The sequence below is a fragment of the Massilia sp. CT11-108 genome (assembly GCF_047302915.1).
Lineage (GTDB): Bacteria > Pseudomonadota > Gammaproteobacteria > Burkholderiales > Burkholderiaceae_D > Telluria > Telluria orientalis.
This window is the reverse complement of the sequence record NZ_JBKYMO010000112.1, coordinates 1-13,629: the sequence shown is the minus strand read 5'-3', so window position 1 is coordinate 13,629 and position 13,629 is coordinate 1. Positions and strand designations below refer to the sequence as shown.

13 protein-coding genes are annotated in these 13,629 nt (G+C 65.7%); 6 read left to right on the top strand and 7 right to left on the bottom strand.

Translation table 11 applies throughout. The annotated features are described in order from the left end of the window. Positions 1–56: 56 nt before the first annotated feature. Positions 57–569 carry a hemerythrin domain-containing protein gene (locus ACEN88_RS11680; protein ID WP_413339765.1) on the bottom strand — a complete coding sequence of 171 codons (513 nt, stop codon included), beginning with the start codon at positions 567–569 and terminating at the stop codon, positions 57–59. A gap of 171 nt (positions 570–740) precedes the next feature. Further along, positions 741–1,283: an SRPBCC family protein gene (locus tag ACEN88_RS11675; RefSeq protein WP_413339763.1), complete on the bottom strand. Its 543-nt coding sequence runs from the start codon at positions 1,281–1,283 to the stop codon at positions 741–743. A 213-nt stretch (positions 1,284–1,496) separates the two neighbouring features. On the opposite strand from ACEN88_RS11675, the gene ACEN88_RS11670 reads away from it, so the two are divergent. After that, positions 1,497–3,815 carry a UvrD-helicase domain-containing protein gene (locus ACEN88_RS11670; RefSeq protein WP_413339761.1) on the top strand — a complete coding sequence of 773 codons (2,319 nt, stop codon included), beginning with the start codon at positions 1,497–1,499 and terminating at the stop codon, positions 3,813–3,815. Between the two features lie 46 nt (positions 3,816–3,861). Here the strand turns inward: ACEN88_RS11670 and ACEN88_RS11665 are convergent, their stop codons facing one another. From ACEN88_RS11665 to ACEN88_RS11655, 3 genes are read right to left on the bottom strand one after another with little or no spacing between them, the layout of a single operon-like run. Beyond that, complete coding sequence (locus ACEN88_RS11665) at positions 3,862–4,629, bottom strand: BPSS1780 family membrane protein (RefSeq protein WP_413339759.1); 768 nt, start codon at positions 4,627–4,629, stop codon at positions 3,862–3,864. Then, on the bottom strand, positions 4,626–5,585 hold the full coding sequence (locus ACEN88_RS11660; protein ID WP_413339757.1) for a homoserine kinase: 960 nt from the start codon (positions 5,583–5,585) through the stop codon (positions 4,626–4,628). The genes ACEN88_RS11665 and ACEN88_RS11660 overlap by 4 nt, the downstream gene beginning before the upstream one ends. A 51-nt stretch (positions 5,586–5,636) precedes the next feature. Then, positions 5,637–6,080, bottom strand: coding sequence for a DUF2782 domain-containing protein (locus ACEN88_RS11655; RefSeq protein ID WP_413339755.1), 444 nt, complete (start codon positions 6,078–6,080; stop codon positions 5,637–5,639). A gap of 174 nt (positions 6,081–6,254) precedes the next feature. Between ACEN88_RS11655 and polA the strand changes: the two genes are divergently transcribed. Then, positions 6,255–9,017: a DNA polymerase I gene (gene polA / locus ACEN88_RS11650; protein WP_413339753.1), complete on the top strand. Its 2,763-nt coding sequence runs from the start codon at positions 6,255–6,257 to the stop codon at positions 9,015–9,017. On the opposite strand, the gene ACEN88_RS11645 is transcribed toward polA, so the two are convergent. After that, positions 9,011–9,790 carry an alpha/beta fold hydrolase gene (locus tag ACEN88_RS11645; protein WP_413339752.1) on the bottom strand — a complete coding sequence of 260 codons (780 nt, stop codon included), beginning with the start codon at positions 9,788–9,790 and terminating at the stop codon, positions 9,011–9,013. The two genes, polA and ACEN88_RS11645, sit on opposite strands and share 7 nt — an antisense overlap. Before the next feature lie 212 nt (positions 9,791–10,002). On the opposite strand from ACEN88_RS11645, the gene ACEN88_RS11640 reads away from it, so the two are divergent. The 4 genes from ACEN88_RS11640 to ACEN88_RS11625 all read left to right on the top strand — a co-directional run bounded on the left by ACEN88_RS11640 (position 10,003) and on the right by ACEN88_RS11625 (position 13,164). Beyond that, entirely contained in the window at positions 10,003–11,208 is a 1,206-nt protein-coding gene (locus tag ACEN88_RS11640) for a DUF4382 domain-containing protein (RefSeq protein ID WP_413339750.1), read from the top strand. Positions 11,209–11,272: 64 nt separating this feature from the next. Then, a complete protein-coding gene (locus ACEN88_RS11635) occupies positions 11,273–12,079 on the top strand; it encodes a dienelactone hydrolase family protein (RefSeq protein WP_413339748.1) in 807 nt (268 codons plus the stop codon). Positions 12,080–12,238: 159 nt separating this feature from the next. Continuing rightward, positions 12,239–12,940, top strand: coding sequence for a ZIP family metal transporter (locus ACEN88_RS11630; RefSeq protein WP_229411932.1), 702 nt, complete (start codon positions 12,239–12,241; stop codon positions 12,938–12,940). An 80-nt stretch (positions 12,941–13,020) separates the two neighbouring features. Continuing rightward, positions 13,021–13,164, top strand: coding sequence for a hypothetical protein (locus ACEN88_RS11625; protein ID WP_156403652.1), 144 nt, complete (start codon positions 13,021–13,023; stop codon positions 13,162–13,164). Between the two features lie 6 nt (positions 13,165–13,170). Here ACEN88_RS11625 and ACEN88_RS11620 read toward each other — a convergent pair. Continuing rightward, a partial coding sequence (locus tag ACEN88_RS11620; protein WP_413339746.1) for a sulfurtransferase occupies positions 13,171–13,629 on the bottom strand: 459 nt, incomplete at its 5' end.

The window sequence follows — 13,629 nt, the reverse complement described above, 5'->3', positions numbered from 1 at the left end:
CCCCCCCCCCCCCCCCCCCCCCCCCCCCCCCCCCCCCCCCCCCCCCCCCCCCGACGCTAGCGCCGCGAGGCCTGATCGCTCAGCTGGGCCTGCATATGCACGAGATTGGCCTCGAAGGCCTGCATCTCCAGCCCGATCGACGTCAGGTCGAGCGCCGCCTGCTTGAGTTCGGGGAACAGCTGTTCTTCTTCCTGGCGGATATGGCTCAGGACGGCATCGATGAGTTCGCGTACCAGCGGCTCGGTGCGGGCTTCGTCCAGCGACATGCCTTGCAGCGTGGCCAGCAGGTCGTCGACGGCGAGGTGGTCTTCCTCGAAGCGGGCGATCAGGTTCGGGTCCACCCGGCGCACGCCGGGATAGAACACGCCTTCCTCGAGGCGCGAGTGCATGTGGATCGCATGGATCAGCTGGGTCGCCGCCTGCTTCCGGACGTCGGCGCTTTGCGTGTTCCGGTACGCGTCGGCGAGCTTGCGCACCAGGTCGTGGTCGCGCAGCAGGGCCTGAACGGGATTGTCGACGGGGAACGCATCCTGCGTCCTCGACCGTACGGGGTCGTCTGTCGTTGCCATGGGTTTCTCCTCAACGGTTGCCCGGCATATTCCGATATGCCGTCAGGGTTTCATCCTACTCCCCGGTCGCCCATGTACCGTGTTAGGTAACGCACCGTCGGTCGTGTCCGCAACGTCCGCCTGCCAAAAAAAGCGCCGCCCGGCGGGCGGCGCTCATGAGAGGCGTCGTGCTCAGTGCTGCGCGATGCTGCCGCGCCATGCGCCCGTTTCCTTGCCGCGCTTCTCGAGCAGGTCCTTGAACTTCTGCAGGTTGCCGCGGGCTTCCAGGCGGACGGCGCCGAGGGCGTCGCCGATCTTCTCGATCGGACCTTCCGGCTCATAATCCATCTGCAGGGTGATGCGTGTGGCGTCGTCGGACAGCTTGTGGAAGGTCACCACGCCGCCGTTCGGCACGCCGCTCGTGCTGCGCCAGGCGATGCGCTTGTCCGGGATCTGTTCCGTGATTTCGGCATCCCATTCCTTTTCCTCGCCGGCCACGTTGGCCTTCCAGTGCAGGCGCTTGTCGTCCAGCTGGCGGATCTCGTGGACGCTGCCCATGAACTGCGGGAAGTCCTCGAACTGGGTCCACTGGTTGTAGGCGGTACGCACGGGGACGTTGACCTCGATGGTTTCGATGATCGACGAGCCCATGCCCGATTTATTGCCTTTGAGTTTTTTGGACAGCATCATGCCGCCGACGGCCAGCGCGGCGACCGTCACTACACGGTTCAGCATTTGTTACCTCCTTATGCCATAGCGTTCGCTTGCGTTACACAAAACCGGTCCATGCCCGCATCCGGAGCTGGACCGCATCTGTCGTCAAAAGTACGTCAAAAGTGATGAACACGGCGCTCGCGAGCCTTGCGGAAACAGTGATACTGTATATATCATCAGTAAAAATCCTGCCGCGGCGATGCCGAGGGCGTCCCGACGTTTTATAATGTCCGCATGAATCTCCTCGACAATCTGAACCCCGAACAACTGGCGGCCGTCACGCTGCCGTCCCAGAGCGCCCTCATTCTCGCGGGCGCCGGGTCCGGCAAGACGCGGGTGTTGACCACCCGCATCGCCTGGCTGATCCAGACCGGGCAGGTGTCCCAGGCCGGCATCATGGCCGTGACCTTCACGAACAAGGCCGCCAAGGAGATGCTCACGCGCCTCTCGGCGATGCTGCCGGTGAATACGCGCGGCATGTGGATCGGCACGTTCCACGGCCTGTGCAACCGCCTGCTGCGCACGCACCACCGCGACGCCGCGCTGCCGCAGACGTTCCAGATCCTCGATTCGCAAGACCAGCTGTCGATGATCAAGCGAATGCTGAAGGCGCTGAACGTGGACGACGAGAAGTATCCGGCCAAGGACCTGATGTACTTCATCAACAACGCCAAGGACCGGGGCCAGCGCGCGCACGAGGTCGAGGCGTACGACCACGTGCAGAAGCGCATGGCCGAGCTGTACGACTTGTACGACCAGCAATGCCAGCGCGAAGGCGTCGTCGACTTCGCCGAGCTGCTGCTGCGCGCGTATGAGCTGCTGCAGCGCAATCACCCGCTGCGCCAGCATTACCAGATGCGCTTCCGCCACATCCTCGTCGACGAGTTCCAGGATACCAACGACCTGCAGTACAACCTGCTGAAGCTGCTGGCGGGCCACGGCGAGCAGCGCGGCGGCGCCCTGTTCGCCGTCGGCGACGACGACCAGAGCATCTACGCATTCCGCGGTGCGAACGTGGGCAACATGCAGGCGTTCGAACGCGACTTCGAGGTGAAGAACCTGATCAAGCTGGAGCAGAACTACCGCTCGCACGGCAATATCCTCGACAGCGCCAACCACCTCATCTCGAACAACGCGAAACGCCTCGGCAAGAACCTGCGCACGGACGCGGGGCTGGGCGAGCCGGTGCGCATCTACGAAGCGTCGTCCGACCTGGAAGAGGCGCAGTGGATCATCGACGAAGCCAAGAGCCTGATGGCCGAAGGCGTGTCGAAAAGCGAGATCGCCGTGCTGTACCGCTCCAACGCGCAGAGCCGCGTGATCGAGCACGCGCTGTTCGCGGCCGGCCTCCCGTACACCGTGTACGGCGGCCTGCGCTACTTCCAGCGTGCCGAGGTCAAGCACGCCATCGCCTACCTGCAGTTGATGGACAACCCGCACAACGACTCGGCATTCCTGCGCGTCGTGAACTTCCCCACGCGCGGCATCGGCGCCCGCTCGATCGAGCAGCTGCAGATGGCGGCGGAGTCGTACCGCGTGTCGCTGTACGCGGCGGTCCCGTACATGACGGGCAAGGCCGGCACGGCGCTAGGCAATTTCGTGAAGCTGATCGAGAGCGCGCGTTTCGAGACCCAGCAATTGCCGTTGCCGGAAATGGTGCGCGTCGTGCTCGAGCGCAGCACGCTGCTCGCGCACTACGGCAACGAGAAAGAGGGCCAGGAACGCATCGAGAACTTGCAACAGATGGTCGGTGCGGCCACCCAGTTCGTGCAGGAAGAGGGCTTCGGCACGCATGCGCCGGCCCACCTCGGCCCGCAGGCGCAGGCTGCCACCGGCACGGCGATCGTGGACGGCGACGGCGTGGAAGTGCTCGACGCGGATGCCGCGCTGTCGACCGTGATGTCGCCGCTGTCCGCCTTCCTCGCGCACGCATCGCTGGAAGCCGGTGATGCCCAGGCGCAGGCCGGCCAGGAAGCGATCCAGCTGATGACCGTGCACTCGGCGAAGGGTCTGGAATTCGACGCCGTGTTCATCACGGGCCTGGAAGAGGGCCTGTTCCCGCACGAGAGCAGCGCCCGCGAGATGGATGGCGTGGACGAGGAACGCCGCCTGATGTACGTGGCGATCACGCGCGCGCGCCGGCGCCTGTACATGAGCTTTACGCAGCAGCGCATGCTGCACGGCCAGACGCGCTTCAACATGAAGTCGCGCTTTTTCGACGAGCTGCCGGAGCACGCGCTGAAATGGCTGACGCCGCGCGTGCAGACGAACTGGTTCGCGGGCCGCAAGTCGACGACGGCGTGGGACGATGCCGAGTTCCGCGAAGGCGGCAGCGACAATCATATCGCCAGGCAGATCGCGCAAAAGTCGGCCGGCGGCAACGGCACCGGCTGGCGCATCGGCGAATCGGTCAGCCACGCGCGTTTCGGCGAGGGCGTGATCGTCAACATCGAAGGCGGCGGCAGCAACGCGCGCGCGCAGATCAATTTTGGCGCGGCGGGGATGAAGGTGCTCGACCTGTCGGTGGCCAAGCTGGAACGGATCGGCCGATGAGCATGTACGCGTAATGGTGGGCCCTGTGCCCACCATTACGCCGACGTCATATCGGCTGCGGTGCCTTCTCCATCGGCTTGCCGAAGATGGTGCGGTAGCCGGCATACATCGCGCACTGCAGCAGCAGCATGAACAGGAAGATCAGCCACATCAGCACGACGCGGCCCAGCGCCGCGTCGCCGAACACCAGCGCGGCCAAGATGCACACGCCGAAGAAGATGCCGAACCACGCCGCCAGCAGCACGAGGAACGGGCGCGCCGTGCGGATGACGGCGAAGAAGCTGTAGAACGTGGCCTTGCCTGGTCCCATGTGCTTCCAGTAGGTGAGCGGGGCGGCGAAGCACAGCGTCACCAGCACGGCCACGTCCAGCAAAAAGACGCCGAACAGGGCCAGCATGTGCGACGTCTGCACGTTGGGCGGCGTCTTGGCGTCCGGCCGCGGCATCATCTGCATGATCACCTCGGGCGGAATCGCCAGCCGGGTGATCACCATCATCAGCAGCGACACGGCCAGGTAGACGAGCCCCAGCTTGCACAGCGCGGCCAGCGCCGGCTGGCGGAAGCCCGTCAGCAGCACGGCCGGGGTGACCCGGTCGCCGTTCTCGATCATCAGGCACGCCTGCATGAACGCCATCGTGAACGACGGAATCAATACGACCGCAAGTACCGAACCCAGGATCGGCACGGCCGACAGGCCGATGCTGAACAGGATATTGGCGAAGAGAAGCGTCGTCAGGGCGGCAGGCTGTTTGCGGAACAGGCCCATGCCTTGTTTCAGCCACTCCCATCCGGTACGTGCGGGTAAATCGTTCATGCTGTGAGGTCGGGGGCGCCTTGCGCGATGCGCTCGCGCAGGACGCGTTCGAAGTGGGTCGGATCGTGCGGCGTGAGCATTTCGGCTTCGCGCGGACGGTGATAATCATACAGGCGCGACAGCCAGAAGCGCAGCGCCGCCGCGCGCAGCATCGGCAGCCATGCCGCGTGGTCGGCCGCCGTGAATGGACGGACCGCGTGGTACGCGCGTGTCAGCGCCACGACGCGTGCCTCGTCGAGGCGGCCGGTGTCCAGGTCGATGCACCAGTCGTTGACGGTGACGGCCAGGTCGAACAGCCAGGTGTCCCAGCCGGCAAAATAAAAGTCGAAGCAGCCGGACAGGCGTTCGCCGACGAACATCACGTTGTTGCGGAACAGGTCGGCATGGACGGGGCCGCGCTCGAGCTCGGCATACGTCGAGCCAGCCGCGAAGTCGCGCTGGAATGCGAGTTCGGATTGCAACAGCGCGGCCGTCTCCGCGTCGAGGAACGGCAGGACCTTCGGCACCGTCTCGACCCACCAGTCCAGCCCGCGCAGGTTCGGCTGGCGCAGCGCAAAGTCGCGGCCGGCCAGGTGCATCTTCGCGAGGATCGTGCCCACTTCGGCGCAGTGGACCGGCTGCGGATCCATCTGCGAGCTACCGTCGAGCTTGCTGACGATGGCGGCCGGCTTGCCGTGCAATGCCACGACGAGCTCGCCGGCGTCGTTCGCCACCGGCGCCGGCACGGGAACGCCGCGCTCGGCCAGGTGGCGCATCAGCTGCACGTAGAAGGGCAGTTGCTCGAAGCTCAGGTTTTCGAAGATGGTGAGGACGTACTCGCCGCGTTCCGTCGTCAGGAAGAAATTACTGTTTTCGATACCGCTCGCGATGCCCTTGAGCGCGAGTGCTTTGCCAAGAGGAAATTGCTTGATCCACTGGGAGAGGTCATCCAGCGTGACCGGGGTGAAGACTGCCATTGTGTAAGTAGGAAAAGTCGCGGGTGCGGTCGCCTCAGGCGACCGGGCTGGTTACTTCTTCTCTGGCTCGGCGGTAGCCGGCATGGGAGGAGGAGGCGGCGCGTCGGCCGTCGTCGGGGCGTTGGTACCGGATTCGCTCGTGGCTTTCCGCTTGCCCGACAGGTCGAATTCACCCACCTTCCACTGCGGCGCGCGGATCGAATTCGTCTGCGCGTTGCCGGGCTGGGTGTTCGGTTTCATGTAGTAATGGCTGCCACCGGGCGTGGTGACTTCGACTTCGGTGACCTGGCCGCCGTCGCGCGTTTCCTTGATCTGGGTGCCGCGCTTCGGCGGAATCGTGGTCGCGGGGACGTCGCTGCCCGGCTCGATACGCTCGAGTTTCGGCGGCGCCGGGCTCGGGGTCGGCTGCGCGGTCTGCTGCTGGGCCACGGCCAATCCTGCCTGGCAAGTCAGGAACAGCGCGAAAGTGGCGAGGCGGATAGGGGTACGCGGCATGATGATCACCTTTGTCGTTTAGTTCATTGTAACAAACGGCGCCACTTCGCTGTGAAAAGTGTGGCTTCGTCCCCATCTGGATGACATCGCCTGCCCAGCTTTTCTCCATTCCCGATTCTGCGATAATGGCGCACGTTTTGCCGTGCCGCCGCGGCCCACTTTTTACTCTGCCCTATGGACAACACCCTGCTTCTCGTCGACGGTTCCAGCTATCTATACCGCGCTTTCCACGCACTGCCCGACCTGCGCAGCCCGGACGGCTACCCGACCGGCGCGATGCACGGCATGGTCAACATGCTGCGCCGCCTGCGCGCGGACTTCCCGGCCGCGTACATTGCCTGTGTGTTCGACGCGAAGGGCAAGACGTTCCGCGACGACCTGTATCCCGAATACAAGGCGACGCGCGCCTCGATGCCGGAAGACCTGGCCAGGCAGATCGAGCCGATCCACGAAGTCGTGCGCCACATGGGCTGGCCGATCCTGATGGTGGAGGGCGTCGAAGCGGACGACGTCATCGGCACGCTCGCGGCGCAGGCGACGGCGCGCGGCCTGAACACCGTCGTCTCGACGGGCGACAAGGATCTCGCCCAGCTCGTCAACGACAAGGTCATGCTGATCAACACGATGAGCAACGAAAAGCTCGACGAAGCGGGCGTGCTGGCCAAGTTCGGCGTGCCGCCGAACCGCATCATCGACTACCTGACCCTCATCGGCGACACCGTCGACAACGTCCCCGGCGTCACCAAGTGCGGCCCGAAGACGGCCCTCAAGTGGCTGACCCTGCACGGCTCGCTGGACGGCGTCATCGAGAACGCGGCGTCGATCACGGGCGCCGTCGGCGAGAACCTGCGCGCCGCGCTGGACTGGCTGCCGAAGGGCCGCGAACTGATCACCGTGAAGACGGACTGCGACCTGGCGGGTCACGTGGTGTCGATCGAAGAGACCCTCATCGGCCGTCCCGAGGACAAGGACGCGCTGCGTGACTTCTTCCAGCGCTACGGTTTCAAAACGATGCTGCGCGAGATCGGCCCCGGCAACGCGGGCAAGTACGGCATGCCCGGCGCGTCCGGTGCGCCCGCGCTGAATTCGCCGGAAGGCGCGGCGGGTACGCAACCGGGCATGCCGATTATCAAAGGCGAGTACGAGACGGTGACCACGCAGGAGCAGTTCGAGCGCTGGCTGGCGCTGATCGATAAAGCCGAGCTGACGTCGGTCGACACGGAGACGACGTCGCTCGACCCGATGACGGCGGAGATGGTCGGCATCTCGCTGTCGGTGGAGGCGGGCAAGGGTGCGTACATCCCTCTCGCGCACCGCTACGCCGGCGTGCCGGAGCAGCTGAACCGCGAAGAGGTCCTCGAGCGCATGAAGCCGTGGCTGGAAAATCCGGACAAGCCGAAGCTGGGCCAGAACCTCAAGTACGACAGCCACATCTTCGAAAACCACGGGGTGAAACTGCGCGGCATCGTGCACGACACCTTGCTGCAGTCGTACGTGTTCGAATCGCACAAGCCGCACGACATGGATACGATGGCGCTGCGCCACCTGGGCTACACGACGATTCCCTTCGTCGACGTGTGCGGCAAGGGCGTGAACCAGATCTGCTTCGACCAGGTGGAGCTGGGCCGCGCGACGGAGTACGCGGCCGAGGACTCGGACATCACCCTGCGCCTGCACCACGCGATGATCGGCCACGTGGAAAGCGACAAGGGCCTGGACTATATCTACCGCAGCATCGAGCTGCCGACGTCCGTCGTGCTGCAGAAGATCGAGCGCAACGGCGTGCTGGTCGACGCGGATAAACTGGCGGCGCAGTCGAACGAGCTGGCCGCGCGCATCATGGAACTGGAGCAGCAGGCCTACGAACTGGCCGGCGGCCCGTTCAACCTCGGCTCGCCCAAGCAGATCGGCGAGATCTTCTTCGGCAAGCTGCAGCTCCCCGTCATCAAGAAAACGGCGACCGGCGCGCCGTCCACCGACGAAGAAGTGCTGCAAAAGCTGGCGGAAGACTATCCGCTGCCAAAGATCCTGCTGGAGCACCGCGGCCTCTCCAAGCTGAAGTCGACGTACACCGACAAGCTGCCGAAGATGGTGAACCCGAAGACGGGCCGCGTGCACACGAACTACGCGCAGGCCGTCGCCATCACGGGCCGCCTCGCGTCGAACGATCCGAACCTGCAGAACATCCCCGTGCGCACGAGCGAAGGCCGGCGCATCCGCGAAGCGTTCGTGGCGCCGGCGGGCAGCGTGATCGTGTCGGCCGACTATTCGCAGATCGAGCTGCGCATCATGGCCCACATCTCGGAAGACGAGGCGATGCTGCGCGCGTTCGCGGCCGGCGAGGACATCCACCGCGCCACCGCCGCCGAGATCTTCGGCCTGCCGCCGGAAGAAGTGCAGAGCGAGCAGCGGCGCTACGCGAAGGTCATCAACTTCGGCCTCATCTACGGCATGAGCGCGTTCGGCCTCGCGCAGAACCTGGGCATCGAACGGGGCGCCGCGAGCAACTACATCGAGCGCTACTTCCAGCGCTTCGCTGGTGTCAAGCGCTACATGGACGAGACCCGTCTGCTCGCGAAGGAGCGGGGCTTTGTCGAGACGGTGTTCGGCCGCCGCCTGTGGCTCCCGGAGATCAACTCGCCGAACGGCCCGCGCCGCGCCGGCGCCGAACGGGCCGCGATCAATGCGCCGATGCAGGGCACCGCGGCGGACCTGATCAAGCTTGCGATGATCGCCGTGCAGGACTGGATCGAGAAAGACGGCCTGCGCACCCGCATGGTGATGCAGGTGCACGACGAACTGGTGCTGGAAGTGCCGCAGGAGGAGCTGGAACTCGTCAAGCGGAAGCTGCCGGAACTGATGGGCGGCGTGGCCACGCTGAAGGTGCCGCTGGTGGCCGAAACCGGTGTTGGAACGAACTGGGAGGAGGCTCACTGAGCCTGTAAAAACTCCCCGGCCAACCGCGCGACTTCCGTCGTCGCCAGCAAATTGTAATGCGTCGTCCCCGGCACGATGGCCAGCCGGGCGGCGGCGCGCAATGACCCATCCAGCCCCGCGTCGCGCTGCCCGCCGCCGAGCGCCTTGTAGAACCCGGCGATGTGTTCCAGCGTGATCGCATCCGCATCCGCGAACACCAGCATCGTCCGCGCCTGGATGGCACTCACCTGCGGCATCCAGTCGTAGTCGTGGCTCTGCAATTCTCCCATCTTGCGGAAAGCCGTTTCCCAGTTCACGGCCGGATACAGCTTGCCCAGCGGCGACTGCGCAACGTGCGCGCCGATCTGCGCGGCCTGCGTGTCCATGTGGTCGAAGGCCATGCGCACTTCCGGATAAAAACCGTCCCGGCCGGCTGCCGCCGACACGACGATCAGCCGGTCGACGACGTCCGGATGCCGGATCGCCGTCTGCAGCGCGACGCCGCCGCCGAACGAATACCCCAGCAGGTCGGCCTTGCCCAGGCCGAGTTCCCGGATCACGCCCGCGACGTCGTCCGCCAGCGTTTCGAAACGCAGCGGGCGGTCCACGTCCGGCGTGTGGCCGTGGCCTTGCAGGTGGATGGCGATCACGCGGCGGCCCTCGGCCAGCGCGGCGATGTTCGGGCCGAACGCTTCGCTGGCCATGATCCCGCCGTGCAGCAGCACGAGCGGCTTGCCGCTGCCGTGTTCTTCCACGTGGATCTGCATGCCGTTGACGGTGATGGAAGTATTCATGGTGGTCCTCGCAAGTGGGTGAGTGCCATGCAGAATACTCAGCCATATTATGTTGTCAAACATATCTTGTTCAGTATGTTTTCCCGGCTACAAGATGCTTCAGGTGTAAGCAGACGTTTCAATGTGCGTTGCTTAACATAAAAATTTCCGACCGGAATGTAGATTGTATGTACCGTCCGTGATGAGGCGGGCATCCATACAAGGCACACACCATGAACAAGACATTCCACCAAGCCGGGCTGCTGGCAGGCAGCGCTCTGATCGCAACCACTCTCGTCGCCTGCGGCGGCGGAGGCGGCGGTTCGGGTACGCCGGGACCGGCGACGACCGCGTCCACGGGCACCCTGAGCGTCGCGCTGACCGATGCGCCGGCCTGCGGTTTCGATGCCGTCAACGTCACGGTCAGCAAGGTCCGCGTCAATGCCAGCGCCAGCGCGGGCGATACGGACGCGGGCTGGACCGACATCACCCTCGACCCGGCCCGGAAGATCAACCTGCTGAACCTGACCAACGGCGTGCTCGACACGCTGGGCCAGACGCCGCTGCCCGCCGGCCACTATTCGCAGCTGCGCCTCGTGCTGGACGCGAACGCGAATACCGTCGTGCCGACGGGCGGCACCGAACAGGCGCTGGTGACGCCGAGCGCCACCCAGAGCGGCATCAAGCTGACCAGGGAATTCGATGTCGCGGCCGGCCAGCAGGTCGACCTCGTGCTCGACTTCGACGCCTGCAAATCGGTGGTCACGCAAGGGAAGGGCCGCTACCTGTTGAAACCCGTCGTGAAGGTCGTGCCGACGGCCGCCGTCGGCATCTCCGGCGTCGTCGCCGCGTCGCTGCTGGGCAGCCACGTGACCGTGTCGGCGCAGCAGAACGGCGTCGTGATCGCGTCCACCGTGCCGAATGCGACGACGGGCGAATTCTTCCTGTCGCACCTTGCGACCGGCAACTACGACGTGGTGATCACGGCCGACGGCCACGCGGCGGGCGTGGTCGGCGCCGTGCCGGTGGCGGCCAGCGGCAGCACGGTGCTGAGCACCACGGGCGCACCGCTCGACCTGCCTGCCGGCGCAACGGGAGCTATTGCGGGCACCGTGACCCTGCCGGCGAACGCCACCGAAGCGGCCTATGTGTCGGCGAAGCAGACGTTCGCCGCCGGCCCGACGGTGACCGTCAAGTATGCCGGCGCCGATATTTCCACCGGTGCGTACGTGATCGCGAACCTGCCGGTGACGGCGCCGCGGTACGCCGTCTACAGCGCGACCCTGCCGCTGACCTTCACGGCAGCGACGACGGTGCTGCCGGGCGTGGGCAAGTACCGCGTCGAGGCGGCCGGCACGGGCTACACGACGAAGGCCATCGACCTCGTCGACATCTCGACGGCCAATGCAACCAAGGTCGATTTCACGCTGGCACCCTGAACAAGCGCGCCGCCGCCGCCGCTGCTAAGATAGCAAGCCTTTCAAGACCCAACGAAGGAAGGCGATGAACGACAACGCAAGCGGCTTCGCGGCGGCCGCCCAACCCATCGCGGCGCAGTCCGTGATCCACACCGAGTCCGACGGCCTGGCCGTCGGCACCATTCGCCTGGCCGTCGGCGGCCAGGAAGTGCCCGTCTATGTCGCCCGTCCGGCGGGGCGGGACAAGCTCCCGGTGATGATCGTCGTGTCCGAGATCTTCGGCCTGCACGAACACATCGCCGACGTCGCGCGCCGCTTTGCCAAACAGGGCTATCTCGCGCTAGCGCCCGACTTCTTCATCCGCCAGGGCGATCCGTCCACGCTCCCCGACATGGCCACGATCCTGGCAAAAATCATCCGCAAGGTGACGGACGCCCAGGTGATGGGCGACATCGACGCCTGCGTCGCGTGGGCCGGCGAGAACGGCGGCGATATCGACCGGCTCGGCGTCAACGGCTTTTGCTGGGGTGGGCGCATCACGTGGCTGTACGCGGCGCACAACCCGCGCGTGACGGCGGCCGTGGCGTGGTACGGCAAGCTGGTGGCCGATCCGAATCCGCCGGGCCAGCCGGCGCACCCGATCCACGTCGCGTCCACGCTCACCGTGCCCGTGCTCGGCCTGTACGGCGCGAAGGACACGGGCATCCCGGTCGCCACGGTCGAACGGATGACGGCCGCGCTGGGCGAGGGGACGAGCGATTCCGCGATCGTCGTCTACCCGGACGCGGGCCACGCCTTCTACGCCGACTACCGCCCGAGCTACAACGCGAAGGATGCCCGCGACGGCTTCGCGCGCGCGCTGGCCTGGTTCCGCGAACACGGCGTCGGCTGACGGCGGCACGCCCGTCGGGTTACAATCAACGGTTTGCGCCCGGGGCGTGTGCGTCCGCACGCCCCCAGAAAAAGAAGAGGCTTTCAGATCGACCCGATTCTCATCTCCATCCTGCTGGCCACCGGCCTGGCGGGCGTGGTCAGCATCACGGCCGCCGCGGTGTTTTCCTTTACGCTGCTGTCGAAGGTCGTCGAACGCATGGTCAGCCTGTCGGTCGGCATCATGCTGTCGACGTCGCTGCTGCATGCGTTGCCGGAAGCGTTCGAGTCGAAGGCCGACACGCATGCGCTGTTCGCCACCCTGCTGGGCGGCCTGCTCGCGTTCTTCCTGCTGGAGAAGGTGGCGCTGCTGCGCCATTCGCACCACCACGAGGGCGACGGGCACCATCACGCGCATGGCCACGACGCGCGCCAGGCCGGGCGCGCGGGCTGGATGATCCTGATCGGCGACGGCATGCACAACTTCACGGACGGCATCCTGATCGCGGCCGCCTTCCTCGCCAATCCGCAACTGGGCATCGTCACGGGCGTGGCCATCATCGCCCACGAGATCCCGCAGGAGATCGGCGACTTCATCGTGCTGCTGAACGCCGGCTTCTCGCGCGTGCGCGCCTACGTGTTCAACCTGTTGTGCAGCCTGCTGGCCGTGCTGGGCGGGATACTCGGGTATGCGACGCTGGACCGCGCCAGCGACCTGATTCCGTACGTGCTGGTGTTCGCGTCGTCCGGCTTCATCTACATCGCCGTGAGCGACCTGATGCCGCAGATGCAGCGCCGGGCCACCGTGCGCGAATCCATTCCGCAAGTCCTGCTGATCGGCCTCGGCGTCGTCATCGTGCTGGTCCTGACGCACGGCCATTAAGATACTAAACGCTGCGCCCTGCGGTTGACAGGGCGATTCCTTGCGACCTATGCTGGGCCGTTAGCTGAACGGAGGCCGGTATGGCGAAGCTCTTGAGTGAATGGATTGCAGCATTGCGCGACAAGCCGTCGCGCTTCGCCTACGTGGTCGTGGCCCTCGTGCTGTCGGTCGTGCTGTTCACGCTGGCGGATTTCTTGCCGGCGCCGTACGACTTCAGTCACTGACGATGTTTACGCGGCGCCCGTCGCCACGGCGCGCCGCGGATCCGCCGTCCACTCGCTCCACGATCCCGGATACAGCGCCGCACCCGGCATCCCGGCCACTTCCAGCGCGAGCAGGTTGTGGCACGCGGTCACGCCGGAACCGCATTGCATGATGGCGTCCTGCGGATCGCCCACCGCCACTTTCAATTCCGCTTTCAGCTGGTCCGGCGCCTTGAAGCGGCCGTCCGCCTGCAGGTTGTCCTTGAAGAAGCGGTTCTTCGCGCCCGGGATGTGGCCGCCCACCGGGTCGATCGTTTCGTTCTCGCCGCGGAAGCGGTCGGGCGCGCGCGCGTCGACGATGGTCTTGCCGCCGTGTTCCACGTTGTGCAGGATCGCGTTCACGTCGACCGTCGTCACGAGGGTCGGACGGGAAGCGATGCTGCCGCGGGCGCGCGGGGCCGGCGCGTCGGTGACGACGGGCTGGCC

Coding starts and splice junctions, on each gene's coding strand:
- ACEN88_RS11680 (WP_413339765.1), bottom strand. CDS start 569: ATGGCAACGACAGACGACCCCGTACGGTCGAGGACGCAGGATGCGTTC.
- ACEN88_RS11675 (WP_413339763.1), bottom strand. CDS start 1,283: ATGCTGAACCGTGTAGTGACGGTCGCCGCGCTGGCCGTCGGCGGCATG.
- ACEN88_RS11670 (WP_413339761.1), top strand. CDS start 1,497: ATGAATCTCCTCGACAATCTGAACCCCGAACAACTGGCGGCCGTCACG.
- ACEN88_RS11665 (WP_413339759.1), bottom strand. CDS start 4,629: ATGAACGATTTACCCGCACGTACCGGATGGGAGTGGCTGAAACAAGGC.
- ACEN88_RS11660 (WP_413339757.1), bottom strand. CDS start 5,585: ATGGCAGTCTTCACCCCGGTCACGCTGGATGACCTCTCCCAGTGGATC.
- ACEN88_RS11655 (WP_413339755.1), bottom strand. CDS start 6,080: ATGCCGCGTACCCCTATCCGCCTCGCCACTTTCGCGCTGTTCCTGACT.
- polA (WP_413339753.1), top strand. CDS start 6,255: ATGGACAACACCCTGCTTCTCGTCGACGGTTCCAGCTATCTATACCGC.
- ACEN88_RS11645 (WP_413339752.1), bottom strand. CDS start 9,790: ATGAATACTTCCATCACCGTCAACGGCATGCAGATCCACGTGGAAGAA.
- ACEN88_RS11640 (WP_413339750.1), top strand. CDS start 10,003: ATGAACAAGACATTCCACCAAGCCGGGCTGCTGGCAGGCAGCGCTCTG.
- ACEN88_RS11635 (WP_413339748.1), top strand. CDS start 11,273: ATGAACGACAACGCAAGCGGCTTCGCGGCGGCCGCCCAACCCATCGCG.
- ACEN88_RS11625 (WP_156403652.1), top strand. CDS start 13,021: ATGGCGAAGCTCTTGAGTGAATGGATTGCAGCATTGCGCGACAAGCCG.